This is a genomic window from Streptomyces sp. NPDC032472 (assembly GCF_040636955.1).
Lineage (GTDB): Bacteria > Actinomycetota > Actinomycetes > Streptomycetales > Streptomycetaceae > Streptomyces.
In genome coordinates this window covers 95,610-121,587 of sequence record NZ_JBEZVK010000022.1, presented here as the reverse complement: position 1 = coordinate 121,587, position 25,978 = coordinate 95,610, and the positions used below count along the sequence as shown (strand labels likewise).

22 protein-coding genes and 1 pseudogene are annotated in these 25,978 nt (G+C 72.4%); 10 read left to right on the top strand and 13 right to left on the bottom strand.

Annotated features, from left to right (window positions below):
• Window positions 1–107 precede the first annotated feature (107 nt).
• From AB0F11_RS17560 to AB0F11_RS17545, 4 genes are all read left to right on the top strand, one after another.
• Window positions 108–1,502, top strand: coding sequence for an 8-oxoguanine deaminase (locus tag AB0F11_RS17560; RefSeq protein ID WP_362173976.1), 1,395 nt, complete (start codon window positions 108–110; stop codon window positions 1,500–1,502).
• Window positions 1,503–1,784: 282 nt separating this feature from the next.
• Entirely contained in the window at window positions 1,785–3,182 is a 1,398-nt protein-coding gene (locus AB0F11_RS17555) for a nucleobase:cation symporter-2 family protein (protein WP_362173973.1), read from the top strand.
• A 273-nt stretch (window positions 3,183–3,455) separates the two neighbouring features.
• Window positions 3,456–3,875, top strand: coding sequence for a winged helix-turn-helix domain-containing protein (locus tag AB0F11_RS17550; RefSeq protein WP_362173971.1), 420 nt, complete (start codon window positions 3,456–3,458; stop codon window positions 3,873–3,875).
• Window positions 3,872–4,534, top strand: a complete 663-nt coding sequence (locus tag AB0F11_RS17545) for an IS630 family transposase (RefSeq protein WP_362173968.1) — start codon at window positions 3,872–3,874, stop codon at window positions 4,532–4,534. Before AB0F11_RS17550 ends, AB0F11_RS17545 begins: the two co-directional genes overlap by 4 nt.
• A gap of 99 nt (window positions 4,535–4,633) precedes the next feature.
• Here AB0F11_RS17545 and AB0F11_RS17540 read toward each other — a convergent pair whose 3' ends face one another.
• The 8 genes and pseudogenes from AB0F11_RS17540 to AB0F11_RS17505 all read right to left on the bottom strand — a co-directional run bounded on the left by AB0F11_RS17540 (window position 4,634) and on the right by AB0F11_RS17505 (window position 13,277).
• A complete protein-coding gene (locus tag AB0F11_RS17540; RefSeq protein ID WP_362173965.1) occupies window positions 4,634–5,074 on the bottom strand; it encodes a hypothetical protein in 441 nt (146 codons plus the stop codon).
• 345 nt (window positions 5,075–5,419) lie between these two features.
• Window positions 5,420–6,628 (bottom strand): IS701 family transposase, encoded by a 1,209-nt coding sequence (locus tag AB0F11_RS17535; protein ID WP_362173962.1) that lies wholly within the window; start codon window positions 6,626–6,628, stop codon window positions 5,420–5,422.
• 122 nt (window positions 6,629–6,750) lie between these two features.
• Window positions 6,751–8,296, bottom strand: a pseudogene (locus AB0F11_RS17530) (oxidoreductase).
• Window positions 8,297–8,354: 58 nt separating this feature from the next.
• Window positions 8,355–8,993 carry a 3'-5' exoribonuclease gene (locus AB0F11_RS17525; protein WP_362173959.1) on the bottom strand — a complete coding sequence of 213 codons (639 nt, stop codon included), beginning with the start codon at window positions 8,991–8,993 and terminating at the stop codon, window positions 8,355–8,357.
• 44 nt (window positions 8,994–9,037) lie between these two features.
• Complete coding sequence (locus AB0F11_RS17520) at window positions 9,038–10,228, bottom strand: GDSL-type esterase/lipase family protein (RefSeq protein ID WP_362173956.1); 1,191 nt, start codon at window positions 10,226–10,228, stop codon at window positions 9,038–9,040.
• Between the two features lie 322 nt (window positions 10,229–10,550).
• Window positions 10,551–12,170, bottom strand: coding sequence for a malate synthase A (gene aceB, locus AB0F11_RS17515; RefSeq protein WP_362173953.1), 1,620 nt, complete (start codon window positions 12,168–12,170; stop codon window positions 10,551–10,553).
• A gap of 274 nt (window positions 12,171–12,444) precedes the next feature.
• Window positions 12,445–13,026 carry a nucleotidyltransferase family protein gene (locus AB0F11_RS17510; protein ID WP_362173950.1) on the bottom strand — a complete coding sequence of 194 codons (582 nt, stop codon included), beginning with the start codon at window positions 13,024–13,026 and terminating at the stop codon, window positions 12,445–12,447.
• Entirely contained in the window at window positions 13,023–13,277 is a 255-nt protein-coding gene (locus AB0F11_RS17505) for a hypothetical protein (protein ID WP_362173948.1), read from the bottom strand. The genes AB0F11_RS17510 and AB0F11_RS17505 overlap by 4 nt, the downstream gene beginning before the upstream one ends.
• An 87-nt stretch (window positions 13,278–13,364) precedes the next feature.
• Here AB0F11_RS17505 and AB0F11_RS17500 point away from each other — a divergent pair, with 87 nt between their 5' ends.
• Window positions 13,365–14,852: a PLP-dependent aminotransferase family protein gene (locus AB0F11_RS17500; protein ID WP_362173945.1), complete on the top strand. Its 1,488-nt coding sequence runs from the start codon at window positions 13,365–13,367 to the stop codon at window positions 14,850–14,852.
• Between the two features lie 52 nt (window positions 14,853–14,904).
• Here the strand turns inward: AB0F11_RS17500 and AB0F11_RS17495 are convergent, their stop codons facing one another.
• Both AB0F11_RS17495 and AB0F11_RS17490 read right to left on the bottom strand, forming a co-directional pair.
• Window positions 14,905–15,534: a response regulator transcription factor gene (locus AB0F11_RS17495; protein ID WP_361911608.1), complete on the bottom strand. Its 630-nt coding sequence runs from the start codon at window positions 15,532–15,534 to the stop codon at window positions 14,905–14,907.
• On the bottom strand, window positions 15,531–16,805 hold the full coding sequence (locus AB0F11_RS17490) for a sensor histidine kinase (RefSeq protein ID WP_362173942.1): 1,275 nt from the start codon (window positions 16,803–16,805) through the stop codon (window positions 15,531–15,533). Before AB0F11_RS17490 ends, AB0F11_RS17495 begins: the two co-directional genes overlap by 4 nt.
• Before the next feature lie 134 nt (window positions 16,806–16,939).
• Here AB0F11_RS17490 and AB0F11_RS17485 point away from each other — a divergent pair, with 134 nt between their 5' ends.
• Together AB0F11_RS17485 and AB0F11_RS17480 are read left to right on the top strand one after the other, a co-directional pair.
• Entirely contained in the window at window positions 16,940–18,034 is a 1,095-nt protein-coding gene (locus AB0F11_RS17485) for an ABC transporter permease (RefSeq protein WP_362173939.1), read from the top strand.
• The gene (locus AB0F11_RS17480; RefSeq protein ID WP_362173936.1) at window positions 18,031–18,714 is read left to right on the top strand and encodes an ABC transporter ATP-binding protein; all 684 of its coding nucleotides are present in this window, start codon (window positions 18,031–18,033) and stop codon (window positions 18,712–18,714) included. Before AB0F11_RS17485 ends, AB0F11_RS17480 begins: the two co-directional genes overlap by 4 nt.
• Before the next feature lie 158 nt (window positions 18,715–18,872).
• Here AB0F11_RS17480 and AB0F11_RS17475 read toward each other — a convergent pair whose 3' ends face one another.
• Window positions 18,873–19,676 (bottom strand): IclR family transcriptional regulator, encoded by an 804-nt coding sequence (locus tag AB0F11_RS17475; protein ID WP_362173933.1) that lies wholly within the window; start codon window positions 19,674–19,676, stop codon window positions 18,873–18,875.
• 330 nt (window positions 19,677–20,006) lie between these two features.
• On the opposite strand from AB0F11_RS17475, the gene allB reads away from it, so the two are divergent.
• Together allB and alc are read left to right on the top strand one after the other, a co-directional pair.
• Window positions 20,007–21,347, top strand: a complete 1,341-nt coding sequence (gene allB / locus AB0F11_RS17470; RefSeq protein ID WP_362173930.1) for an allantoinase AllB — start codon at window positions 20,007–20,009, stop codon at window positions 21,345–21,347.
• Window positions 21,348–21,349: 2 nt separating this feature from the next.
• On the top strand, window positions 21,350–22,468 hold the full coding sequence (gene alc / locus AB0F11_RS17465; protein ID WP_362173928.1) for an allantoicase: 1,119 nt from the start codon (window positions 21,350–21,352) through the stop codon (window positions 22,466–22,468).
• 179 nt (window positions 22,469–22,647) lie between these two features.
• On the opposite strand, the gene AB0F11_RS17460 is transcribed toward alc, so the two are convergent.
• Both AB0F11_RS17460 and AB0F11_RS17455 read right to left on the bottom strand, forming a co-directional pair.
• On the bottom strand, window positions 22,648–23,379 hold the full coding sequence (locus AB0F11_RS17460) for an SDR family oxidoreductase (protein WP_362173925.1): 732 nt from the start codon (window positions 23,377–23,379) through the stop codon (window positions 22,648–22,650).
• Between the two features lie 120 nt (window positions 23,380–23,499).
• Entirely contained in the window at window positions 23,500–25,161 is a 1,662-nt protein-coding gene (locus AB0F11_RS17455; protein WP_362173922.1) for a serine/threonine-protein kinase, read from the bottom strand.
• Between the two features lie 190 nt (window positions 25,162–25,351).
• Between AB0F11_RS17455 and AB0F11_RS17450 the strand changes: the two genes are divergently transcribed.
• Entirely contained in the window at window positions 25,352–25,969 is a 618-nt protein-coding gene (locus AB0F11_RS17450; RefSeq protein WP_362173919.1) for a dihydrofolate reductase family protein, read from the top strand.
• Window positions 25,970–25,978: the final 9 nt, after the last annotated feature.

The following is a 25,978-nucleotide window of genomic DNA, read 5'->3' as shown; positions in this document are numbered from 1 at the left end:
ATCAGACGGGGCGGCAGTACTGTCAGCTGTCAGGCCCCCGGTTTCGGCACTCAAATCCCCTGGGTCCTGCCGTGCCCGCACCGCCACTGAAAGCACGAGGAAGCCCCATGGCAGCCACTGACAGCGCGGTCGAGCGCATCGTCATCGAGAACTGTGCGATCGCCACCGTCGACGCGAACGACACCGAGTACGCCTCGGGTCACATCGTCATCGCCGGCAACAAGATCGAGGCCATCGGCGCGGGCAACGCCCCCGAGAACCTCGAGAACGTGGTACGCCGCATCGACGGCACCGGCCACCTCGTGACCCCCGGTCTGGTCAACACCCACCACCACTTCTACCAGTGGATCACCCGCGGCCTGGCCACCGACCACAACCTCTTCAACTGGCTCGTAGCGCTGTACCCGACCTGGGCGCGCATCGACGAGCAGATGGCCTACTCCGCTGCCCAGGGCTCCCTGGCCGCGATGGCCCGCGGCGGTGTCACCACCGCCATGGACCACCACTACGTGTACCCCAAGGGTGCCGGCGACCTCTCCGGCTCGATCATCCGCGCCGCGTCCGAGATGGGCGTCCGCTTCACCCTGGCGCGCGGCTCCATGGACCGCAGCGTGAAGGACGGCGGCCTGCCGCCGGACCACGCCGTCGAGACCCTCGAGGGCGCCCTCACCGACACCGAGGCGACGATCAAGAAGTTCCACGACGCCTCCTTCGACGCGATGACCCAGGTCGCCGTCGCCCCGTGCTCCCCCTTCTCGGTCTCCACCGAGCTGCTCAAGCAGGGCGCCGAGCTGGCCCGCCGCCTCGGCGTGCGCATGCACACGCACGGCAGCGAGACGGTCGAGGAGGAGAAGTTCTGCCACGAGCTCTTCGGCATGGGCCCGACCGACTACTTCGAGTCGACCGGCTGGCTCGGCGAGGACGTGTGGATGGCGCACAGCGTCCACATGAACGACTCCGACATCGCCGCCTTCGCCCGGACCAAGACCGGTGTGGCGCACTGCCCGTCCTCCAACGCCCGTCTGGCCGCCGGCATCGCCCGCGTCCCGGACATGCTCGCCGCCGGAGTCCCGGTCGGCCTCGGCGTGGACGGCACCGCCTCCAACGAGTCCGGCGAGCTGCACACCGAGCTGCGCAACGCGCTCCTGATCAACCGTCTGAACCCGGTGCACCGCGAGGCCGCCCTCAACGCCCGCCAGTCGCTGCGCCTCGGCACCTACGGCGGCGCCCAGGTCCTCGGCCGCGCCGACAACATCGGCTCGCTGGAGGTCGGCAAGCTCGCCGACCTGGTGCTGTGGAACCTCAGCACGTTCCTGCACTCCTCCATCGCCGACCCGGTCACGGCCCTTGTCTTCGGTGCGGCCGCCCCGGTGACCGCCTCCTTCGTCAACGGCAAGCAGATCGTCGAGAACAACCGACTGCTCACCGCCGACGAGGACGCCATCGCCCGCTCCACGCGGGAAGAGGCCCAGCGCCTGGCGCGGATCTCCGCGCAGGGCTGATCCCGCCGGGGGGCATCCCCAGGAATCCGGCCGGGGGGGACGGCCCCCGGCCGGTGGCCGCGGACCCGAGCGGGGTCCGCGGCAGCCGTTCCCGGGAAGCGCCCGAGGTATCCGACGGCGCCCCCGGGAGCGGTGACTCGTGTCACCACATTTCTTCGCACGCGCACGCGCACGCCCGCTCACGCACCTCACGTACCACACCGCGCCGCACCGCACCTGTTCTTCGCACCACCTCCCTGACACCCACGTCCCTGCCGACGTGTTACCCGACCGGAGGAAGCCGTGGCCCAGGCGCCCAGGTTTCGCAAAGAAGCAGCCGCACCGAAGGGGGACGGGGACGTCCATCCCGTCGACGGGACCCTGCCCCCTCTGAAAATGTTCACGAGCGGCCTCCAGCACGTGGCCGCCATGTACGCGGGCGTCGTCGCCCCACCCATGATCGTCGGCCCCGCCGTCGGACTCTCCGCCACCGAGACCGCGTTCCTGATGGGCGCGTCCCTCTTCACGGCCGGCCTCGCCACCCTCCTGCAGACCCTCGGCTTCTGGCGGATCGGGGCCAGGCTCCCCTTCGTCAACGGCGTCTCCTTCGCCGGTGTGACCCCGATGATCGCCATCGGCAAGGGCCAGGGCCACGACGCGATACCGGTCATCTTCGGCGCGATCATCGTCGCCGGCGCACTCGGCTTCGTCGCCGCCCCCTACTTCGGCAGGCTCGTCCGCTTCTTCCCGCCCGTCGTCACCGGTACGGTCATCACCCTGATCGGCGTCTCGCTGCTCCCGGTGGCCTTCAACTGGTCCCAGGGCGGCAACCGGACCGCCGCCGACTACGGCTCGATGAAGAACATCGGCCTGGCCGCCGCCACCCTGGTGATCGTCCTGCTGCTGCGCAAGTTCCTGCGCGGCTTCCTGCAGCAGATCGCCATCCTCCTCGGCCTGGCCGCGGGCACGCTGCTCGCGATCCCGCTCGGCATGGCGAACTTCGACACCGTCAAGAACGCCTCCCTGGTGGGCTTCCCGACCCCCTTCCACTTCGGCGCGCCCCAGTTCCAGGTCGCCGCCATCGTCTCGATGTGCATCGTCATGCTGGTCTGCATGACCGAGTCCACCGCCGACATCCTGGCCCTCGGCCGGATCGTCGACCGGCCGGCCGACGCCCGCACGATCGAGGGCGGCCTGCGCGCCGACGCCCTGGGCAGCGCACTCAGCCCGGTCTTCAACGGGTTCATGTGCAGCGCCTTCGCGCAGAACATCGGGCTGGTCGCCATGACCAAGGTGCGCAGCCGGTTCGTCGTCGCCGCCGGCGGCGGCATCCTGATCCTGCTCGGACTGTGCCCGGTGGCCGCCTCCGTCATCGGCGTGGTCCCGCTGCCGGTCCTCGGCGGCGCCGGCATCGTCCTGTTCGGCTCGGTCGCCGCCAGCGGCATCCAGACCCTGGCCGGTGCCTCCATGGAGCGCGGGGAGAACGCCCTGATCGTCGCCGCCTCGGTCGGCATCGGCCTGATCCCGATCGCCGCACCGGACTTCTACCACGCCTTCCCCAAGGACCTGCTGGTCGTCCTGGACTCCGGCATCAGTACCGGTTGCGTGACCGCCATCGTGCTCAACCTGGCCTTCAACCACCTCGGCGCCCGGCGGGGCGCCGCCGCCGACGGGCTCGCGGAACCGGTGCCCGCGCACTGATCCCCGTACGCCCATCGGCCGGTGCGGCGGGCTGCTTGGACGTACGTGCGAGGGCCGACAACGCGGCGAGGTGCCGCACCGGACGCCGCGACCCGGCAAACCTTTCCGGCCACAGCACTACTGATCTTTTCGTAAGTTCGGTGGGTGTGGTGGCCGTGTGGGTGGGAGGCTGTCGGGGTGGCTTATCAACCTTCCCCTTCGGCTGCCGGCTCCTCCCTTCCTCCGTTGTCGGGGCCTCAGTTGGCGGAGGCGCGTCGTGTTCGGGCGGTCGAGTTGTTCGAGGACGGCGTCTCGAATGCGGAGATCGCGCGGGCGGTGGGGGTGTGTGCCGAGAGTGTGCGGCGTTGGCGGCGGGTGTGGGAGCAAGGCGGTGCTTCGGCCCTGCGGCGACGGGCAGCCACCGGACGCCCACCCAAGCTGGACGACGCCCAGGTCGAGACGGTCCGGGCCGCGTTGGAGCGGGGAGCCCAGGCGCATGGTTTCGAGGCCGACCTGTGGACCCTGGAGCGAGTCGGCGCCGTCGTTGAGCGGGTGACGGGAGTGGTGCTGTCGAGGGCTTCGGTGTGGCGGTTGCTGACCGGCCGGCTCGGATGGAGCCTGCAACGGCCCGAGCGGCGGGCGGTCGAGAGGGACGAGTCGGAGATCGCCCGCTGGATCGCGCACGAGTGGCCGCGGATCAAAAAGGGGCCGTGAACACACGTGCCTGGATCGTGTTCCTCGACGAATCGGGCGTCTCCCTGCTCCCTCAGATCCGCCGCACCTACGCACCCCGAGGTCGGACCCCGCTGCTGCGGCACCGGCTGAACTGGAAGCGGGCGTCGATGGCCGGGGCCCTGGGATACCACTCCACCGACCCCGATCGCGGGGCCCGCCTGTGCTTTCACCTCAAGCCCGGCAGCTACGACAGCGCCGCCCTCATCGAGGTTCTGGAGCAGATGAAGGTGTTCTACCGCGGCGAGCGGGTGGTCCTGGTCTGGGATGGTCTGTCCGCCCACTGGAGCCGGGCGATGCGGGCTTGGGCCGCCGACCAGGACTGGCTCACCCTGGAACGATTACCCGCCTACGCTCCCGAGCTGAACCCGGTGGAGCTGCTGTGGTCCTCGCTCAAGAAACGTGAACTCGCCAACCTCGCCGGCGACCACCTCGCCGATGTCGCCGACGCCACCGAGCAAGGCATCCACCGCATCAACCACAAACCACAAATGCCATGGTCCTTCCTCGCCCACACCGGCCTGACCATCCATCCACCACACCCACCGAACTTACGAAAAGATCAAAGTAAGGCCTGTCCGGCGGATCAGGTTGCTATCCGGATGAAGGGGTGTCAGCAGCCAACCGTCGACGCACCGTGACTGCGCCGCGAGACCCGCACCTCATGCCTCGGGTGTGGGCAGCGCTTCGACCGGGCGGGTCGGCAATGCCTGCATCACGACCGGCTCATCGAGGTCTTGTCAGGTGGGGTTGCTTACCCAGCCGGAGCACGTACCCGCAGTGATCAGCTTGGTCTCCCAGTGGCCCAGGCAGACGCGGAAGCGGACTGTGGCACCCTCGGGGAAGTTCTTTTCCTTGTAGCGGTGTGCGGCCATGCCGTCAGCGTTGAATATGGCGCCATAGCGGTTCCCCACTTCCCAGTCCACGACGGCGGAGGAGCCGTCCGCCTTCCCGTCGTAGACGCTGAACCAGTCGCCCTCGGGGTCGAAGCAGGCCAGGTAGACATTGTCGCCGTTCTCCATTTTACTGGCGCACTTCACCCACTCGCCGTCATGCCTAGTGGTGGTCGCGCGGTCGACTTCACGGCTGGCGGCGTTTGACTGGGTGACGGTGAGGAGAAGAGCAGCGGAGAGGGTGCCTGCGACGGCGCTTATTCGCTTGAGCCGACGGTTCTTGATCACAAGGTTCCTTCTGTGGTTGGCGTCCAACGCGGCGTTGGCGAGCTCACGAGGCTAGCTGTGAAGGATGCGATGATCAACTGTGTGTTCGATGTGAGCGTTTGGTGAGAGGGGAAACGCCAGTTGGCGGAAGCATCCCTCCGCACGCTCGGGACGGCCAGCGTGAAGGATCGCAAACCCCCTTGCTCCCGAAGGCGGTTGGGCGCGCTTGGTCAAGTTCCACTGGATAGGCCCTAGTAGGGCTTGGTCAGGTTGGTGCGGGGTCGGGGATGTTGCGGTGACAGGTGGGGCAGGCGTCGGTCCAGAGTGCGAGGACGAGCTGCACTTCGCGGACGACTCGGTAGAGGCTCAGGCCGGCGCCGTCTCTTTTGGGGACCGGGTCAGCCGCTGCAGGGTGCAGAAGGCATGGGCGACCGAGACGAGGGTGACGTGGTGGTGCCAGCCTGGCCAGGTGCGGCCCTCGAAGTGGGCCAGGCCCAACGTCTGTTTCATCTCGCGGTAGTCGTTCTCGATGCGCCACCGGAGCTTTGCGGTGCGGACCAGGACGGGCAGCGGTGTGTTCTCGGGCAGGTTGGACAACCAGAACTGCACGGGCTCGTCTGAGGTGGCGGGCCATTCGGCCAGCAGCCAGCGCGCCGGCAGCTCGGCACCGGCCGTGGCTTTGCGGATCTCGCGTCCGGCGGGCCGGATGCGCAGGACCACGAAGCGGGAGTACATGCGCTTCTGTCCGCTGCGGCCGGTGCCGGGCCGCGAGCCCTCGCGCCACTGCACCGGCCGCGCGGCCTGCTTGCCGGCCGCGATGACCAGGCTCTTCACCGTCTTTGCCGGCTCCGGGTAGGCCGGCACCGGTCGTCGGCCCCGGCCGGTGTAGGCCGGGGTGCACGGCCGGGCGTCCTCGGGCTGGGCGGTGGTCGTGGTGGAGATGCCCACCGCATAGGCAAGGCCGCGGTCTTCCACGCCGAGGCGGAAGGCGGCGGTGTCGCCGCAGCCGCCGTCGGCGATGACCAGGGGGACCTCAAGGCCCCAGGACCGTGTCTCGTCGATCACGTCGAGGGCCAGCTGCCACTTCTCGACATGGCCGACCTCGGCCGGGGTCCCGCACCGGTCGCGTCGCGCCACCTTGGCCGCATCGGCCTTCGGTGAGGCGGGATCCCAGCTCTCGGGCAGGAACAGCCGCCAGTTCACCACGCCCGAGGCGTTGTTGGACGCCAGGTGCAGCGAAACGCCGGCCTGGCAGTTGGTGACCTTGCCCGCGGTGCCGGTGTACTGCCGGGTCACATAGGCAGAGGCGTCCCCGTCCTTGAGGAACCCGGTGTCGTCCACGATCAGTGCCGTCGGTTTGACGACCGGCTGCATCCGCCAGGCCAGGCGGGCCCGCACGTGTGCCGGATCCCACGGACTGGAGGTGATGAAGTGGGCCAGGGCCTGCCGGTTGCCGTCCTCGCCCAGACGGGCGGCCATCGGCTCCACCGACTTGCGCCCGCCCTCCAGCAGCAGCCCCCGCAGATAGACCGCACCCCACCGACGCTGATCCACCCGACCGAACGGCTCGAACATCTCCGCCGCGAAATCCTCCAGATCACACCGGACCGCAGCCTACTCCCCACCCAGCACACTCGAACAACGACACGACCAATCAAGAAGACACGCCACCGACCCACCAACCTGACCAAGCCCTACTAGTTGCGGCGGAAGATCAGTGCGGCCGCACCCGCGGTGACGATCGTCGCGAGCATCCAGCCGAGGACGACCAGCAGCAGGGCGATCCACTGCGAGGCGCCGGAGGTCCGCCAGGCGGTCTCCTGCCCGAGGTCGAGGAAGGGCAGTAGCAGGTCGAGCGTGTAGATGGGGGCGCTCCAGGTGGGCGCCTCCTCCGCGTTGAGCGGCGGCGGCCGGTGCGGCGAACCACACGGACCCGAGGGCCCACAGGACGGACAGCCACACCACGCCCCGCCCGGGCCGGTACCCGTAGCCGAGGGCGAGGTCCTGGAAGAGGTCCCACACCTTGATCGCCAGGGGAAGGGTCTCCCGGCGCCGCCGGGCCTGGGCGAGGAGCACCTCGTTCGCATCGGTGTCCTCGCCCGAGGCGCGCAGGACGGCCGCCATACGCTCGTACGGCTCGGGGTCGTACTCGGGGGTGGCGGCCTCGATCCACTCCAGGCGCTGACGCAGCCCGAAGGGGCCGGCCGGAACGAGGTCCTCGTACGTGAAGTTCCGCATATCGAGGTGGCCTGCGCGCGGCCAGCTGTGCGCGGTGTCGACCAGCCGCCCCACCACCGCATTGCCCAGGGTCACCCGGCCCCGCTCCGGTCGCTCGGGCATGAAGCGCAGCTCGGGGGTCTGGACGCCGCGCAGCGACAGCTCCTGGCCGTCCCGCAGCTCCAGCCGGACGCGGTCGAGGACGAGGGAGGTGCCGAACGAGGCCCCGTCCAGGCGGAAGTTCCCCTGGACCGAGGCCCGGCGCATCCGGGGTCCGCCTTCCGGGTCGATCGCGTAGGCGTGGGCCGCGAGGACGAGGCTCTCCTCGACCACCAGCCGGGCGGCGTTGAGCGCCGTTCCGGCCGGATGGTGCAGCATGCACCCGCGCAGGCTGACGGTGCCGCCGACGCGCGCGCCGCGCAGGGTGAGCTCACCGGTGGCGTGGAGCCCGTCGGCCTCCAGGTCCTGGCCCACGTTGAGCCCGTCGCCGTCCAGGGCCTGCCCGGACCGGGCGGGCCGCAGCCGCAGCCCGGTCAGGAGCAGGTCCATGCCGATGCGGGCCTGTGGCAGGGCGATGCCCGAGGGCACGAAGCAGCCGCGCAGGCTCAGGTCCCCCTGGGTGGTCAGGCGGGCCGCGTTCACGCGGGGGACGTGGGAGCCGTCGAGGATGAGGTTGCCGGCCATGCAGTCGACGAGTTCGACCGGGCCGTCCAGACGGCAGTCGTGCAGCTCCAGGGGGACGGTCACCTGAGAGTTGGACAGGTCCAGCGCGCCGGTGACGAAGGCGCCCCGGATCTTGAGCGCCGGCGCCCGCCCGGGAAGCGCGGGCGGCCCGTTCAGCAGCAGGCGGGCGATCACCTCGGCGCGCAGGGTGCGTTCGCCGCCCCAGGGTCGGCCGTCGCCGGGGTCGTCCGCTGCCGGGTCTCCCGTGCGCAGGTCGTACGCGGTACCGATCCGGTACGCCTGCCAGAGCCCGAGCTCCGCTGCCGTCAGGTCCTCCGGAGGTTCCTCGTCCCGCTCCGCCATCCGCGCGCCCCCTTCGGCGGCCGTGTGCACTCGTCGGCGGAGCGAAGTTTCCCAGAAATCAGGTCAGTTGGCCGGAAGGAGAGCGAAGGTTCTCGCCGTCTCCGGGGCCCTCCCACAGCATCAGGTTGCTCATCAGCTCCGCCTGTTCCACCGCGTCGTCGAGGGCGTGGTGGGTGTGGCGGCGGGTGGAGCGCAGGGCGGCCGGCATCCGGCCCTTGACGGCCGCGCGCAGCGGGACCCGGGCCTTCGCCGCGTACAGGGTCTTCATGTCGAGGCAGCCCGAGTGCCCGAACGGGCTGTCGCCGCCGAACCGCATCAGGTACCAGTACAGGAACGTCCAGTCGAAGGAGGCCGGGTAGCCGCACATCACCGGCTGCGCCCCCGCCTCCTCGGCCACCTTGCGCACCCAGCTGCGGAAGGCGGCCATCGCCTCGGCCGGGTCGGTGCCCTCCCGCAGGAGCCGGTCCCGGTCGAGCCCGCTGACGGCGAGCGCCTCGGGCACGTACTGGTCGCTGATCGGCCGCAGTTCGCGGTAGAAGGTCCGCGCCTGCGGATCGGCGGCCGTATACGAGGCGCCGTCCTGCCGCCCCGCGACGGCGGCGCCGAAGCTGATCATGGAATAGGGGCCGGGGATCGGACCGTCGGCCTCGATGTCGACGGAGATGTAGAGGGAGGGATGTGCGCTGCGGGCTGCCATGCGCCTGAGCATGCCAGCCCGCAGCGCCGCCGATCATCCGGATTTCAGGAGGCCGGCGTCAGGTACATCCCGGTCTGGTCGCCGCCCGCGGTGTTCTTGCAGCCGACGTTGGACGTGGCCGGCTGGGCCACGGTCAGGGCCAGGCAGCGGCCGACCGCGAGCTGGCCGAAGTAGTTGGGGTGCATGGACTCCTGGACGAGCCCCTGGGTCTCGCTGCTGTCGATCCAGCGCGCCCACTCGCTCGTCTTGGCCGAGGCCGGCGCGGTCGTGGTCACCTGCTTGCTGGCCTTGGAGCACACCTCGCGCCCCTGGAGCATGTCGCGCAGGTCCAGGAACTGCGCGCCCTTGTCGGCGGCGACGGCCTTCAGGCGGTTCGCGATCTGCGGGACGAGCGAGTCCCGGGCCCAGTCGGAGTCGCGGTTCCAGAAGGGGCAGCCGCCGGTGTTGAGCCGGCTCCAGTCGCTCTGCGTGTACCGGTTCTCCGCCCCGCGCGGGATCGGGGAGGGGTAGGACTGCAGCACGATCCGGTACGCGGAGTCGCCGTAGCCTGCGGCGCGCATGACGGCCCGGATCTCGTCCACGGACTTGCCGACGTTCGCCATCACGCCGTCGATCTTCTGGTCGACGGCGTACTGCTGGTCGTCGTAGCAGTACGAGTTCCAGAGCACGAAGTCGTACGCGCACTCCTGGATGATGTCGGCGAAGCCGAGGTCGTTGCCGCCGACGGACAGTGCGATGACCTTGACGTCGTGGCTCGCGGCGACCGCGGCGAGCTGGTCGGCCTGCGGGGCCTCGCCCTTGAAGGCGACGCCGCCGTTCCTCGCGCGGAAGACGTTCTCGGTGGTCGCGCCGGAGCAGGCCAGGTTCACGGCCACCTCGGCGATCGCCCCGGCGCTCCTGACCTCGGCCGAGTCGGAGCGGTGGCAGCCGCCGGCGGTGGCGCCGTACACCTTCGACGGGTCGTAGGTCGAGCCGGTGGTCCAGGCCCGGTCGGTGCCGGTGCGGCTTCCGGAGTTGGTGAGGCTGTTGCCCTTCCAGCGCCCGGCCTCGCCGGAGATGTAGCTGTCGCCCATGGACACCACCGCGGTGGGCCCGGTCCCGGGGCTCGCGACCGCGGTGCCGGCCGCGCCGCCGACCAGAGCGGTGAGGGCGAGCGGCAGTGCCAGGCCGGCCCCGGCGAGCCGTCGCACGCGGCCGCGGGTCCTGTCCTTGCCGGTGTTGCGGAATCCGATCACAGCGGAACTCCTGCGGTAGGCCATGCCGGAGCCGGAGCGAACTCCGGGGCATGGCTGGGGAAGTGGGGGTTACCGCCGGCCGGTGGCACCGGAAAGGTGACATGGCGCACGTTGTTACCGCTAGGTAGCCGCAGATTACGATGGCGTAACGACCGACCGGTCGTTCGGCCCCCCGGCGTTCCGCTTCCCGACCTGTCCGCCCTTCCGGTTTTCCGGACTCCCCCTTCCTGATTCCGTGCCAGGGAGCAGGGCAGGACGTGAAACGACTCCGCCCCCGGCCGTGGGGCCGGGGGCGGAGTCGGTGCGTTCGGCTGCTGTGCGATCAGCCGACGAGGCGCTCGTACGCGGGGAGGGTGAGGAAGTCCGCGTAGTCGGCGTCCAGGGAGACCTGGAGGAACAGGTCGTGGGCCTGCTGCCACTTGCCGGCCGCGTAGGCCTCGTCGCCGAGCTCGGCGCGCAGGGCGGCCAGTTCCTCGGCGGCGATGGTGCGGGTCAGTTCGGCGGTGGCCCTCTCGCCGTTCTCGAAGACGACGCCGGCGTTGATCCACTGCCAGATCTGCGAGCGGGAGATCTCGGCGGTGGCCGCGTCCTCCATCAGGCCGAAGATGCCGACGGCGCCCAGGCCGCGCAGCCAGGCCTCGATGTAGCGGATGCCGACCTGGACGGCGTTGCGCAGGCCCTCGTAGGTGGGCTTGGCGTCCAGGGAGTCGATGGCGATGAGCTCGCCCGGGGCCACCGAGACGTCCTCGCGCAGCCGGTCCTTCTGGTTCGGCTTCTCGCCGAGGACCGCGTCGAAGGAGGCCATCGCGATCGGGACCAGGTCGGGGTGGGCGACCCAGGAGCCGTCGAAGCCGTCGTTCGCCTCGCGGTCCTTGTCGGCCTTCACCTTCTCGAACGCAACGCGGTTGGCCTCGGCGTCCTTGCGGGACGGGATGAAGGCCGCCATGCCGCCGATGGCGTGCGCGCCGCGCTTGTGGCACGTGCGGACCAGGAGCTCGGTGTACGCCCGCATGAACGGGGCGGTCATCGTGACGGCGTTGCGGTCCGGCAAGACGAACTTCTCGCCGCCGTCGCGGAAGTTCTTCACGATGGAGAACAGGTAGTCCCAGCGGCCCGCGTTCAGGCCCGCGGCGTGGTCGCGCAGTTCGTAGAGGATCTCCTCCATCTCGTACGCGGCCGTGATCGTCTCGATGAGGACGGTGGCGCGGACGGTGCCCTGCGGGATGCCGACGTAGTCCTGGGCGAAGACGAAGATCTCGTTCCACAGGCGCGCCTCGAGGTGCGACTCCGTCTTCGGCAGGTAGAAGTACGGGCCCTTGCCCAGGTCGATCAGGCGCTGTGCGTTGTGGAAGAAGTACAGGCCGAAGTCCACCAGCGCACCCGGCACCGACCGGCCGTCGACCCGGACGTGGCGCTCCTCCAGGTGCCAGCCGCGCGGCCGCATCACGACGGTCGCCAGCTGCTCGGCGGGCTTCAGGGCGTACGACTTGCCCGTGCGCGCGTCGGTGAAGTCGATGCGGCGCTCGTAGGCGTCGATCAGGTTGAGCTGGCCGAGGACCACGTTCTCCCAGGTGGGCGCCGAGGCGTCCTCGAAGTCGGCGAGCCAGACCCTGGCGCCCGAGTTCAGGGCGTTGATGGTCATCTTGCGGTCCGTCGGACCGGTGATCTCCACACGGCGGTCGTTCAGGGCGGCCGGGGCCGGCGCGACCTGCCACTCGCCCTCGCGGACCTGTGCGGTGTCCGCGAGGAAGTCGAGGTGCGAGGTGCGGGCGATCTCGGCGCGGCGCTCGGCGCGGCGGGCGAGGAGCTCGTCGCGGCGGGGGGTGAACCGCCGGTGGAGCTCGGCCACGAAGGCGAGGGCGGCCTCGGTCAGGACCTCGTCCTGGCGGGGGAGGGGCTCGGCGTCGACGATGGCCAGCGATGACGGCGCTGGTGCGGACATATCTGTCACTCCTTCAGCGGCGGTGCCTGGCGGCCGCGGGGGAATGCTCGCGCGGGACGGCACGCAGTGCCGTCGGGTGTGGAGAGTTCCGGGATACGGTCGCGGGCGCCGTCTGGGGGTTCAGGGCGCTTCTGACCAGTGGATAGTAATTTCCTTATGGTGGAAGTTCAATGGTTTGTTGATGTCGAGATTCTCTGAGTCGACAGACTCCGCTCCCTGGTGGCCCTGAGTGCCACCACCGTCACGCCCCGCTCAGGTCTGTCCCGAGCCGGACTCAGGCAAGTCGTGCCAGGTCGGGCGGGGTGTCGATGTCGTACGCCTCCGCGACGTCCCCGCACTCCACCAGCGTGAGCTCCGCCGCGTGCGCTGTCAGGTGCACCCGCGCGCCCTTGTCGCCGGTCGCCGTCGCCGCGATGTCGGCCCACCGGTCCGCCCCGAAGAGCACCGGATGGCCGCGCTCCCCGCCGTACGCCGCCGCCACCAGGCTGGACGGCGAGCGGTACGCCTGGCGGACCCGGGCCACCGCCGCGGGCCCGATGCCCGGCTGGTCCACCAGCGACACCAGCGCCGCGCCGGCGCCCGTACCGGCCAGGGAGGCGAGGCCGACGCGCAGCGACGAGCCCATGCCCTCGGCCCAGTCCGGGTTGTCCAGGACCACGCACCCGCTCAGGTCCGCCCGCTCGCGGACCTCGGCCGCCGAGGCGCCGAGCACCACGTGCACCGGCCCGCAGCCCGCCTCCCGCAGCACCCGCACCGCGTTCTCGACGAGCGGGCGCCCGCGGTAGGGGAGCAGGGCCTTGGGGCGGCCGCCGAGACGGCGCCCGCCGCCGGCCGCCAGCAGCAGGCCTGCGATCACGGGGCCGCCGGGTGGGTCGACCGGGCCGACCGGACCGGCTGGGTTGACTGGGGTGGGTGAGTTCGTCGAGTCGGCTGACATGACAGCGATTCTCGCGCCTCCTCCGGGGCCGGTGACCGGCGTACCAGGATCCGGTGCAGGGCGCGCCGTACGGCGGCCTGCGCCGCACCCAGCCGCAGCGGTTCGCCGATGCGGTTCTCGGCGGCGGCCACCAGCGCACGCTCGTCGCGGTCGGTCAGCAGGTTCTGCATGGCGGATCTCCTTGCCAATCGGGAGCCAATACCGCGAGTCTGGTCACCGATTGGCCTGGACGGCAGAGCCAATCAGGGGAGGTTGGCATGGCAAACGGGCGAGTCGTCCAGACGGCGGACAGAACGATCGGCAGCCGCCAACTCGCGGCACTCCTGCCCCCCGAGGTGCTGGCGCGCCCCGGCTACCGCTCCCTCGCCGACGCCCTGCGCACCCTGCTCCTCGACGGCCGCGTCGCCCTGCACGTACGGCTGCCCGCCGAGCGGGACCTCGCCGAGGCGCTCGGCGCCAGCCGGGCCACCGTCACCGGGGCGTACGACCTGCTGCGCGAGAGCGGCTACGTGCGCAGCCGGCGCGGCTCCGGCACCTGGACCGACCTGCCCGAGGGGCACGCCCCGGTCGGCGCCCACCTCCTCGGCGGCACCGGCGGCTACCGCCCCGACGGCGAGGACGGCCTCGACCTCGCCATCGCCGCCATGGGCGCGCCCGTCGACAGCCTCGCCGAGGCCCTCGCCTGGGCCGCGGCCCGGCTGCCCCGCTTCGCCCGCAACCCCGGCTACCACCCCTTCGGCCTGCCCGACCTGCGCACCGCCATCGCCGACCGCTTCACCCGGCGCGGCCTTGCCACCCACCCCGGGCAGATCCTGGTCACCGCGGGCGCCCAGCAGGCCTTCGCGCTGGTCGTGAACCTGCTGTGCCGGCCCGGCGACCGGGTGGTGACCGAGAACCCCACGTACGCCAACGCCCTCGACGCACTGCGCCAGGCCCGGCTGCGCACCGGCTCGATCGCCGTCTCCGACGCCGGCTGGGACATGGAGATCGCCGAGTCCACCCTGCGCCAGACCGTGCCGAAGCTGGCGTACGTGATCCCGGACTTCCACAATCCGACCGGCGCACTGATGCCCCGCGAGCAGCGGCTGCGGCTGCTGGCGGCGACCCGCCGCACCGGGACCTGGCTGGTCGTGGACGAGACCATCGCCGACATCGCCCTCGACGTGCCGGCGCCAGCGCCGCTGCCCTCGCTCGCGCCGCGCGGCGAGGCGGACCACGTGGTGGTGATCGGCTCGCTCAGCAAGACCCATTGGGGCGGCCTGCGCGTGGGCTGGGTCCGGGCCGCCGAGAAGGTGATCACCGAGCTGGCTGCGGTGCGGGTCGCCGCCGACATGACCGGCTCGGTGCTGGACCAGCTCGTCGCGCTGCCCCTGCTGGAGGGCGTGGAGCGCTCCCTGCCGATCCGCCTGGCCGAACTGCGCAGCCGCCGCGAGGTGCTGGTGCGGGCGCTGGAGGAGCACACCCCGGAGTGGTCCTGGCAGGTGCCGCCGGGCGGGCTGTCGCTGTGGGTGGACTTGGGTGAGCCGGTGAGCTCGGCGCTGGCCGAGCGGGCCGCCGCCGGCGGGGTGCACATCGGCCGCGGGGCCCGCTTCGGCGTGGACCCCGGCACCTTCGAGCACCGCATCCGGATCCCGTACACCCTGCCCGAGGACCGCCTGGAGGAGGCCGTGCGCCGCCTCGCCGCCGCCTTCCACGACGGCGTCCCCCTGGCCCCGTCGGTCGACCGCCCCCACTGGGTGGCCTGACCGCCGCCCGGCGGTCAGGCCTGCGGTCAGGGGGTGCTGTTGCGGGGTGCCGTCACGGGGTGCGGATGAGGCGGCGGGTGGCGGCCGCGGCCACCGCCGCCGTACGGGAGTCCACGCCGAGCTTCGCGTACACGTGGACCAGGTGCGACTTGACCGTGGCCTGGCTGAGGAACAGCCGCTTGGAGATCTGCTGGTTCGACAGGCCGTCCGCGACCAGCTGGAGCACCTCCAGCTCCCGCTTGGTCAGCGCCTCCGCGGGCGTGCGCATCCGGTCCATCAGGCGCAGGGCCACCGCCGGGGCCAGCGCCGACTGGCCGGCCGCCGCCGTGCGCACCGCCGCCGCCAGCTCCTCCGGCGGGGCGTCCTTGAGCAGATAGCCCGAGGCGCCCGCCTCGACCGCCGCCAGGATGTCCGCGTCCGTGTCGTACGTCGTGAGCACCAGCACCCGCGGGGCCCCGGGCCGGGCCGTGATCGCCGCCGTCGCCGCCGAGCCGTGCATCCCCGGGCCGAACTGCAGGTCCATCAGCACCACGTCCACCGGCTCGGCCGCGGCCAGCTCGACGGCCCGCTCGGCGGTCGCCGCCTCCGCGACCACCGTGAAGTCCGGCTCCGTGTCCAGCACCGCACGCAGCCCGGCCCGCACCACCGGGTGGTCGTCGGCCAGCAGCAGCCGGATCGTCATCGGGAAGCCTCCGCGTCCGTGTTCGTGTCGGTGTCGGTGTCGGTGTCGGCGTTCGTCCGGGTCACGGTGCCCGTGCGGGTGTCCGTGGGCAGCGTGACCGCTACCGCCGTGCCCTGCCCCGGCGCGGACTCCACCGTGAACAGCCCGCCCAGCGACTCCGCCCGCGCCCGCATCGCCGGCAGCCCGAAGCCGCCGTCCCCGGAGGGGGCGCGGGCCGGGTCGAAGCCGGCCCCGTCGTCCACGATGTCCAGCGTCACCGAGGCGTCCATGAACGTCAGGGTGATCCCCGCGCGCCCGGCGCCCGCGTGCCGCACCACGTTGGCCAGCGCCGACTGCGCGATCCGCAGCAGGGCCACCTCGTACGGAGTCGGCAGCTCCCGAGGCGTCCCGCTCAGCGAGAACCGGGCCTGCGGCACCCCCGCGCACAGCCGCTCCAGCGCGGCGGCCAGCGAGCCGCGGTCCAGGTCCGGCGGCGTCAGCGCCCGTACGAACCGGCGCGCCTCGGCCAGGTTGTCCTGCGCGGCCTCCCGGGCCCGGCCGATGTGCTCCAGCGCCGGGGCCAGCCCCGGGTCTCCCTCGGGCAGCGCCCGCTCGGCGGCCCGCAGCAGCAGCTGGATCGAGGAGAGCCCCTGGGCCAGCGTGTCGTGGATCTCGCGGGCCAGCCGCTCCCGCTCGGCCGTGGTCCCGGCGGCCCGCTCGGCCGCGGCGAGCTCGGCCCGCGTGGCGATGAGCTCCTCGATCAGCTCGCGGCGGCGTTCGCTCTCCCGGTACAGGGCCTGGTAGCCCAGGACCGTCGCGACGGCCACCGCGGCGCCCAGCAGCGGCCCGAGGAAGGCGCCCGGGTTCACGGTGCCGCTGTGCGTGAGGAAGGAGCCGATGGCCGCGCAGGCGGTCACGGCGACGGCCGCGAGCCCCCAGCGCAGCCGCAGCAGGTGCAGTTCGAGGAAGTACAGCGGGAAGGCCAGCCACAGCCCGTCGGGGGACAGCACCAGCAGCCCCGCCCACAGCGCGCCGAGCGCCGCCAGCCAGGCCCCGGCGGCCGCCGGCGAGCGGCGGACGGCGCAGGAGCGCACCCCGGCCGCGTACACGGCGGCGAGGACGGCGCAGACGGCGGTGACCGCCACCGCCCCGGGGGCGGAGTGGCTGACGGCCCGGCCCGCGGCGAGCGCGAGCAGCGCGAGCAGCAGGGCGTGCAGGCACAGCCGCAGGACGCGGGTGACGGGTGTGAGCGGCCGGGAAGCGGTACGGGAGGGCGAGGGTGACGCGGTCATGGCCCGACCAGCGTAAGCGGGCCCCGACCGGGCCCGGTCAATCGAAAGTTTGATGTCGGGATGCGTCCTTCGATACCAGGATCGCTCCCGTGGCGCGATGTCCCGGGCGCACCGGGCCGACCAAGGTGGGGGACATGTTCGTCGCATGGAGAGATCTACGGTTCGCGAAGGGCCGCTTCGCGCTCATGGGCTCGGTCGTCCTGCTGATCACGCTGCTGGTCGGCCTGCTGTCCGGGCTCACCGCCGGCTTGGCCCGGGAGAACATCTCGGCCGTCACCGGCCTGCCCGCCACGCACCTGGCCTTCGCCGAGCCCGGCGGGGAGCAGAAGGTGTCCTTCACCAACTCCCAGCTGCTCGAGAAGGCCTGGCAGGCCTGGCGGGCGCAGCCCGGCGTGCGGTCGGCGCAGCCGCTCGGCATCCGGACCACCAACGCCGCCGCGGGCGAGCGCACCGCCGCCGTGTCGGTCTTCGGCACCGACCCGGCCGGACCGCTCGCGCCGAAGGCGGGCGGCGGCCCCGCGCAGGGCCGGGTGGTCCTCTCCGAGAAGGCCGCGAAGGAGCTCGGCGGCCTCACCGCCGGATCCCGGCTGAAGATCGGCCCGCTCGACCTGGTCGTCGCCGCGGTCTCCGGCACCGCCGCCTACAGCCACACCCCTGTGGTCTGGGCGGACCTGGACGACTGGCAGCGCATCGGCAACCCCGGCACCTCACCGGACACCGTGGCCACCGTCATCGCCCTCGACGTGCCGGGCGGTGGCGCGGACCTGGCCGCCGGGGACCGGGCCGCGGGGACCCGGGCGCAGACCGTCGACGAGGCCCTCGGCGCCATAGGGTCCTACCAGGCGGAGAACGGCTCGCTCCAGCTGATGAGGGGCTTCCTCTTCGCCATCTCCGCCCTGGTCATAGGGGCCTTCTTCACCGTCTGGACGATCCAGCGCAGCGGTGACATCGCCGTCCTGAAGGCCCTGGGCGCCTCCACCCCGTACCTGCTGCGGGACGCCCTCGGCCAGGCCGTGGTCATGCTCGCGATCGGCACCGGGGCCGGTACGGCGCTCGCCGCCGGCATCGGCGCGCTGATCAGCGGCGGCGACGTGCCGTTCGTCCTGGAGACCGCCACCGTCCTCGCACCCGCCGCGATCATGATCGTGCTCGGCGCGCTGGGGGCGGCCCTGTCCATCCGGCGGATCACCGCCGTCGACCCCCTGACCGCCCTCGGGAGCGCCCGATGACCCTGCTCGTGGACGACGTCACCCTCACCTACCCGGACGGCGAGAGCCGGCTCACCGCCCTGGACCGGGTCCGGCTGGAGGTGCCCGCCGGCACGCTGACGGCGGTGGTCGGGCCCTCCGGCTCCGGCAAGTCCAGCCTGCTCGCGGTCGCCGCCACGCTGGTGACCCCGGATTCCGGCCGGGTGGTCGTGGCCGGCCGGGACACGGCCGGGCTGAGCGCCGCCGAGAAGTCGGCGCTGCGCCGCGAGAAGATCGGCATCGTCTTCCAGCAGCCGAACCTGCTGGCCTCGCTGACCGCCGCCGAGCAGCTGCAGGTCATGGCGCACCTGTCGGGCAGGCCCTCGCGGGAGCTGCGGCGGCGGGCGCTGGAGCTGCTGGACGCGGTCGGTCTGGCCGACAAGGCCGACAAGCGGCCGCACCAGCTCTCGGGTGGGCAGCGGCAGCGGGTCAACATCGCCCGCGCCCTGATGAACGAGCCGGCGGTGCTGTTGGTCGACGAACCGACCAGTGCGCTGGACCACGAGCGGGGGGCGGGTGTCCTCGACCTGCTGGTCGGGCTCACGCGGGAGCGGGGGACGGCCACCGTGCTCGTCACGCATGACCGGGCCCATCTTGAGCGGATGGACCGTACGGCGACGATGACGGACGGGCGTCTGACGGAGCCCGTGGCTGCCGCGTGAGGGGCGGTGCCCAAGCCGAAGGCCCCGGCCTCCCGAGAGGGGCCGGGGCCTTCGCGTGGCCGGGCCGAAGATTCGGGGCTCCGCCCCGGACCCCGCGCCTCAAACGCCGGCGGGGCTGGATTTGCCGGACCGCCGCCTCAAGCGCGGGCGGGTCGGAGCTACGCCGGGGTCTGGCTCTGGAGGGCTACCGAGAGTTCCGCCGCCACGTTCTGGAGGATCGGGACGATCGACTCGGTCAGGTCCTCCGTCACGCGGCCGGCCGGGCCCGAGATGGAGATCGCGGCGGCGGTCGGCGAGTTCGGGACCGACACGGCCAGGCAGCGGACTCCTATCTCCTGCTCGTTGTCGTCGACCGCGTAGCCCGCCCTGCGGACCTGCTCCAGGGCGTCCAGGAAGCCCTCGGGCGTGGTGATGGTCTTCTCGGTCGCGGCCGGCATCCCGGTGCGCGCGAGCAGGGCCCGGACCTCGTCGGCCGGGGTGTAGGCCAGCAGCGCCTTGCCCACGCCCGTGGAGTGCGGCAGCACGCGGCGGCCGACCTCGGTGAACATGCGCATGGAGTGCTTGGACGGCACCTGGGCGACGTAGACGATCTCGTCACCGTCGAGCAGGGCCATGTTCGCCGTCTCGCCGGTCTCCTCGACCAGGCGGGCGAGGTACGGGCGGGCCCAGGTCCCCAGGAGGCGCGACGCGGACTCGCCGAGGCGGATCAGACGCGGGCCGAGGGAGTACCGTCGGTTGGGCTGCTGCCGCACGTACCCGCACGCGACGAGGGTGCGCATGAGGCGGTGGATGGTCGGCAGCGGCAGCCCGCTGGCGGTGGAGAGCTCACTGAGGCCGACCTCGCCACCCGCATCGGCCATGCGTTCGAGCAGATCGAAGGCGCGCTCGAGGGACTGGACGCCACCGCCGGCGGCGGTGGTCTTGGCGGAAGCGTCGGTGGTGCTGGCGCTGGACGTCGGCACGGCGCGGTCCTTTCGGTGCTGGCAGGCAAGGAAGCAGCCTACCGGGCTCTCGGCCTCGGCCCTAGAGTCGGGTCAACGCCGTCCCCGCCGGTCAGAGCGGGTTTGTCCGGGTGGTGGAGGTGCTCCGGAAGTTACCCGTGCACCCCCCGGTGGCGATAGCTACATTCTGAATAGCGAAATCTTAATTCCATGCTGTGGAAACCTCCAATTGCGGACACGGAGTGTCGGTGCAGTGTCCGCCCACTCTTGACTGGGCCCCGGATCGGCATGAAGACTCCGTCAACAGAACGTTGAATTTCGCTCTGTGGAAGTAGATGGGGAGGTTCCGGCGTGTCCGACCACGTGGAACTGGTACTGCGCTCGACCCGCGTCATCACCCCCGAGGGGACGCGCGCCGCTTCGGTCGCCGTCGCCGCCGGGAAGATCGTCGCCGTCCTGCCGCACGACGCCGAGGTACCGGCCGGCGCCCGGCTGGAGGACTTCGGCGACGACGTCCTGCTCCCCGGTCTGGTCGACACCCACGTGCACGTCAACGACCCGGGCCGCACCGAGTGGGAGGGCTTCTGGACGGCCACCCGCGCCGCCGCGGCCGGAGGCATCACCACGATCCTCGACATGCCGCTGAACTCCCTGCCGCCCACCACCACGGTCGGCAACCTCGTCGTCAAGCGGGACGTCGCCCGCGCCAAGGCGCACGTGGACGTCGGCTTCTGGGGCGGAGCGCTGCCCGACAACGTCAAGGACCTGCGCCCGCTGCACGACGCCGGGGTCTTCGGCTTCAAGTGCTTCCTGTCGCCCTCCGGCGTCGACGAGTTCCCGCAGCTCGACCAGGACCAGCTCGCCGCCTCCCTCGCGGAGATCAGCGGCTTCGGCGGCCTGATGATCGTCCACGCCGAGGACCCGCACCACCTCGACTCCGCGCCGGTCGTCCCCGGCCCGAAGTACGCCGACTTCCTCGCCTCCCGCCCGCGCGACGCCGAGAACACCGCGATCGAGAACCTGATCGCCCAGGCCAAGCGGCTGAACGCACGCGTCCACGTGCTGCACCTGTCCTCCAGCGACGCGCTCCCGCTGATCGCCGCCGCCAAGGCCGAGGGCGTGCAGATCACCGTCGAGTCCTGCCCGCACTACCTCACCCTTACGGCCGAGGAAGTCCCCGACGGCGCCAGCGAGTTCAAGTGCTGCCCGCCCATCCGCGAGGCCGCCAACCAGGACCTGCTCTGGGACGCCCTCGCCGACGGCACCATCGACTGCATCGTCTCGGACCACTCGCCCTCCACCGCCGACCTCAAGACGGCCGACTTCTCCACCGCCTGGGGCGGCATCTCCTCCCTCCAGCTGGGCCTGCCGGCCATCTGGACCGAGGCGCGCAAGCGCGGCCGCACCCTGGAGGACGTCGTCCGCTGGATGTCCACAGCCCCGGCCCGCCTGGCGGGCCTGGACCGGAAGGGCGCCATCGAGGCCGGCCGCGACGCCGACTTCGCGGTGCTCGCCCCCGAAGAGACCTTCACCGTGGACCCGGCCGAGCTGCACCACCGCAACCAGGTCACGGCGTACGCGGGCAAGACCCTGCACGGCGTCGTGCAGTCCACCTGGCTGCGCGGCACGCAGATCGCCGACCACGGCACCCCGTCCGAGCCCACCGGCCTCCTCCTCGAAAGGCAGAACTGACCGTGGCGATCCCTTCTTTCACCGGCAACGCGAACCCGTACGGAGGCGGCGACCCGTACGCCGACTACCGCACGGCCGAGTTCCCGTTCACGCAGTACGCGAACCTCGCCGACCGTCAGCTCGGCGCCGGTGTGATCGCCGCCAACGACGAGTTCTTCGCCCAGCGCGAGAACCTGCTGGTCCCCGAGGCCGCCGAGTTCGACCCCGAGCACTTCGGCCACAAGGGCAAGATCATGGACGGCTGGGAGACCCGCCGCCGCCGCGGCGTCTCCGCCGAGCAGCCCTGGCCCACCGCCGAGGACCACGACTGGGCGCTCGTCCGCCTGGGCGCCCCCGGCGTGATCCGCGGCATCGTCGTGGACACCGCCCACTTCCGCGGCAACATGCCGCAGGCCGTCTCCATCGAGGGCACCAACTGGGAGGGCGCGCTCGCCCCGACCCCCGAGGAGCTCCTCGGCGACGACGTGAAGTGGACGACCCTCGTCCCGCGCACCACGGTCGGCGGCCACGCGGCCAACGGCTTCGAGGTCGGCGTCGAGCAGCGCTTCACCCACCTGCGCGTCAACCAGCACCCCGACGGCGGCATCGCCCGCCTGCGCGTCTACGGCGAGGTCCTGCCGGACCCGAAGTGGCTCGCGGCGCTCGGCTCCTTCGACGTCGTGGCGCTGGAGAACGGCGGTGCGGTGCAGGACGCGTCCAACCGCTTCTACTCCCCGCCGACCAACACCATCAACCCGGGCCGCTCCCGCAAGATGGACGACGGCTGGGAGACCGCCCGCCGCCGTGACAACGGCAACGACTGGATCCGCTACCAGCTCGTCGCCGAGTCCGAGATCCGCGCGGTCGAGATCGACACCGCCTACCTCAAGGGCAACTCGGCCGGCTGGGCCTCGCTGTCGATCAAGACCGGCGAGGAGGGCGAGTGGCAGGAGTTCCTCCCCCGCACCCGCCTGCAGCCCGACACCAACCACCGCTTCGTGCTGGACGTCCCGGCGGTCGGCACCCACGTCCGCATCGACATCTTCCCGGACGGCGGCTTCTCCCGCCTGCGCCTGTACGGCTCCCTGACGGAGGCCGGCGCCGCCGCGCTCGCCGCCCGCCACCAGGAGCTCGGCGGCTGACACCGCCCGCAGTACCGCCCCGGGGGCCGACACCCCCGGGGTGAACCGGAACCTCCGAGGTCCCGGACAGCCCGTGGGGCGCAGCCGTACCGCTCGGTACAGGTGCGCCCCTTCGGCATGTACGGCGTCGGCCGCCGGGCTCGTCAACCGCCGGGCCCGTCAACCGGTCCCGGTCCGGCTCAGGCCGCGTGGCCGCCGTCCACGGAGTACTCGGCCCCCGTCACGTACGCGGCCCCGTCCCCGGCCAGGAAGGCCACCACGTGGGCCACCTCCTGCGGCGTGCCGAACCGGCCGAGCGCGGTCATGGCCCGCTGGCCCTCCGCGTACTCCCCGTCCGCCGGGTTCATGGACGTGTCCGTCGGCCCCGGGTGCACGATGTTGGCCGTGATCCCGCGCCCGCCCAGCTCGCGGGCCAGCGCCTTGGTCAGGCCGGTCAGCGCGGACTTGCTCATCGCGTACAGCGTGCCGCCCGGGCCGGGGACCCGCTGGGTCATGCAGGTGCCGATGGTGACGATCCGTCCGCCGCGGTCCATCAGCAGGGCCGCCGTCTGCGCGGCCACGAAGGCCCCGCGGACGTTGACGGCGAGCACCCGGTCGACGTCGGCCGCGCCGATGGTCTCGATCGGCCCGAGGACACCGATGCCCGCGTTGTTGACGAGCACGTCCAGCCGCCCGAACTCCTCGGCGGCCCGCCGCACCGCCCCGGCCACGGCCTCGGCGTCCCCGGCGTCGGCCCGTACGGCCAGCGCCCGCCGGCCCAGCGCCTCGATCTTCCCGACGACCTCGGCGGCTGCCTCGGCATCGTGCACGTAGCTGATCGCGACATCGGCCCCCTCCTCGGCCAGCCGCAGTGCCACCGCGGCCCCGATGCCCCGGCTGCCACCCGTCACGAACGCCGCCCTGCTGCTCATGGAACCCTCCTCGTCGTGCCACCAACTTGGTTGCGGGTTCAATAAAACCGGGGTGTGCCGACCACCGCTGGCAGGAATCCGACCTGGCGTTCGGGCGGCCCGCGCAGAGCCGGCGGGGCGTCAGCCCCGCGAGCGCCAGACCGTCAGATCCGCCCGCAGGAAGCTGTCCAGGCCCTTCACCCGGACCGGCGTCGACTTGATCTGGAGCACGAGCACGCCGATGTCACCCGACGGGTGCCGGATGCAGAACTCGCTGCCGGCCGCCGCCGAGGCGAGCGGCCAGCGGGTGGGCTTGGCCGTGGGCAGGAGGGCCCGGCAGTCGTCGACGGAGAGCCCCGGTTTGCCGTACGACATGAGGATCGCACTGGAGTCGCTGACGAGGTCGCAGTCGATCTCGTCGCATTCGAGGCGGACGTCGCCCTTGCGGTCCTCGCGCGCCACCCCGTCCTGGAGGCTCAGCGAGCCCTTCTCGTCCAGCTGGACGCCGGGGTACGGGTACGCCTGCACGGAGCGCGAGGCCTGGGGGGAGGCCTTCGCCGCCCCGGACGCCAGCCCGCCGGCCAAGGCCCCGGCCCCCGAGCGCGCGGACGACGGGGCCGAGGCGGAGGAGCCCGGGGCGGCAGGGGCGGAACCGGCCGGGCCCTTCGCGCCGGCGGACCGTCCGCCCGCACCGTCCCCTCCGTCCGCCCGCTCCCCGAGCAGCCAGGCCAGGCCCCCCAGCAGCCCCGTCGCCGTCAGCGCGGCCAGGGCGATCAGCGCGGTCCGCCGCCGGCGCGCCCGCGGGTCCTGCGCCCCGTCCGGCTCCGGCGGAGGCGCCCAGGGGGAGGCCGGCCCCGGAGCGGCCGGCGCCGCCAGGGTGTGCACCGGGGTCGGATCCGGCACCGGGCCCGGTACGGACACCTCCGGCCCCATGGCCTCGCGCCAGACGGCCGGGCCGCCGCCGGCGTCGCCCTCCGCGCCGAGCCGGCTGCGGCACGCGTGCACGATCTCGGCCGGGGTGGCCCGCTCCGCCGGATCGGCGGCCAGGCACCGGGCGATCAGCGGACGCAGCGCCTCCGGCAGCCCCGACAGGTCGGGGGCGGAGTGCACGATCCGGTACAGCACGCTCAGCTGCGGCCCGTCCCCGTACAGCGTCTCGCCCAGCGCGGCGAACGCCGCCGTCTGGCCCAGCGCGAACACGTCGGTCGCCGGGGTGACCTCGCCGCCCGCCGCCTGCTCGGGGGCCATGAACGCCGGGGTGCCGACGGCGGTGCCCGCGGCGGTGTGCGAGGAGACCCCGGAGGCCAGCGAGATGCCGAAGTCGATCACCCGCGGCCCGTCGGCGGCCAGCAGGACGTTGGACGGCTTCATGTCCCGGTGCACCACGCCCGCCCCGTGGATGGCCTGGAGCGCCTCGGCCACCCCGGCCATCAGCCACAGCACGGCGGGCACCGGCAGCGGCCCCCGCCGCGCCACCGCCTCGGCCAGCGAGGGCCCCGGCACGTACACGGTGGCCAGCCAGGGCTGCGTCCCGTCCGCGTCGGCGTCGATCAGCTCGGCGGTGTACGCCCCCCGCACCCGGCGGGCCGCCTCCACCTCGCGCCGGAACCGCCGGCGGAAGTCGGGGTCCTCCGCCAGCTCCGGCCGGACCACCTTGATGGCCACAGGGCGGCCGCCCGGCGTGTGCGACAGGTAGACCCGGCCCATGCCGCCCGCGCCGAGCCGCGCCGCGAGGCGGTAGCCGGCCACGGCCCGCGGATCGTCCCCCTGCAGCGGCCGGAACACCTCGGTGGTGCTGTCCATCGGCTCTCTCCCCCGACTCCCGTGATTCCCCGATCACCTGATCAACCGATGAATTGATCAGCGGCAGCCTATGCGGGGGGCGGGCGGGTGGCGGCAATCGGAGGGGGCTCCGAGCGCGCCGCAGCGATGAGTCGCGGGCGGGCCGGGAGTCTGAACCACTGAACGGACCCCTACCCCGGAGCGCAGAGCCATGGCCAAGCTGACCCTCACCACCTTCGTCACCCTCGACGGCGTGATGCAGGCCCCCGGCGGCCCCGACGAGGACCGCAGCGGCGCCTTCCACTACGGCGGCTGGCTCGTGCCGTTCGCCGACGAGGGCATGGGCGCGTTCATGACGGAGGTCTTCGACCGGGTGGGGGCCTTCCTGCTCGGGCGCCGGACGTACGAGATCTTCGCCGGGTACTGGCCGCAGCACGACGACCCCGCCGACCCGATCGCGAGCCGCCTCAACACCCTGCCCAAGTACGTGGCCTCCACCACGCTGAAGGACCCGCAGTGGGCCCGCACCACCGTCATCGACGGCGAACAGCTGCAGAGCGAGATCGTCCGGGTCAAGGACGCGCTGGGGGAGGACCGCGAACTGCAGGTGCACGGCAGCGGCATGCTCGCGCAGTGGCTGCTGGCGCGGGACCTGGTGGAGGAGCTGAACCTGCTGGTCTTCCCCGTCTTCCTCGGCGCGGGGCGCCGGCTGTTCCCCACGGGCGGGCTGCCCACCGCGTACGAGCTGACCGCCTCGCGCACGACGGAGCGCGGCACGGCCATCCACACCTACCGCCCGACGGGCCGCGCCGCGTTCGGCAGCTTCTGACGCGACCGG

Excerpts from the sequence above, each read along its gene's own strand:
- AB0F11_RS17460 (WP_362173925.1), bottom strand. The coding sequence starts at position 23,379 with ATGAGCAGCAGGGCGGCGTTCGTGACGGGTGGCAGCCGGGGCATCGGG.
- AB0F11_RS17480 (WP_362173936.1), top strand. The coding sequence starts at position 18,031 with ATGACCCTGCTCGTGGACGACGTCACCCTCACCTACCCGGACGGCGAG.
- AB0F11_RS17525 (WP_362173959.1), bottom strand. The coding sequence starts at position 8,993 with ATGGCAGCCCGCAGCGCACATCCCTCCCTCTACATCTCCGTCGACATC.
- AB0F11_RS17505 (WP_362173948.1), bottom strand. The coding sequence starts at position 13,277 with ATGCAGAACCTGCTGACCGACCGCGACGAGCGTGCGCTGGTGGCCGCC.
- AB0F11_RS17535 (WP_362173962.1), bottom strand. The coding sequence starts at position 6,628 with ATGTTCGAGCCGTTCGGTCGGGTGGATCAGCGTCGGTGGGGTGCGGTC.
- AB0F11_RS17500 (WP_362173945.1), top strand. The coding sequence starts at position 13,365 with ATGGCAAACGGGCGAGTCGTCCAGACGGCGGACAGAACGATCGGCAGC.
- AB0F11_RS17450 (WP_362173919.1), top strand. The coding sequence starts at position 25,352 with ATGGCCAAGCTGACCCTCACCACCTTCGTCACCCTCGACGGCGTGATG.
- AB0F11_RS17485 (WP_362173939.1), top strand. The coding sequence starts at position 16,940 with ATGTTCGTCGCATGGAGAGATCTACGGTTCGCGAAGGGCCGCTTCGCG.
- AB0F11_RS17495 (WP_361911608.1), bottom strand. The coding sequence starts at position 15,534 with ATGACGATCCGGCTGCTGCTGGCCGACGACCACCCGGTGGTGCGGGCC.
- AB0F11_RS17455 (WP_362173922.1), bottom strand. The coding sequence starts at position 25,161 with ATGGACAGCACCACCGAGGTGTTCCGGCCGCTGCAGGGGGACGATCCG.
- AB0F11_RS17490 (WP_362173942.1), bottom strand. The coding sequence starts at position 16,805 with ATGACCGCGTCACCCTCGCCCTCCCGTACCGCTTCCCGGCCGCTCACA.
- AB0F11_RS17560 (WP_362173976.1), top strand. The coding sequence starts at position 108 with ATGGCAGCCACTGACAGCGCGGTCGAGCGCATCGTCATCGAGAACTGT.
- aceB (WP_362173953.1), bottom strand. The coding sequence starts at position 12,170 with ATGTCCGCACCAGCGCCGTCATCGCTGGCCATCGTCGACGCCGAGCCC.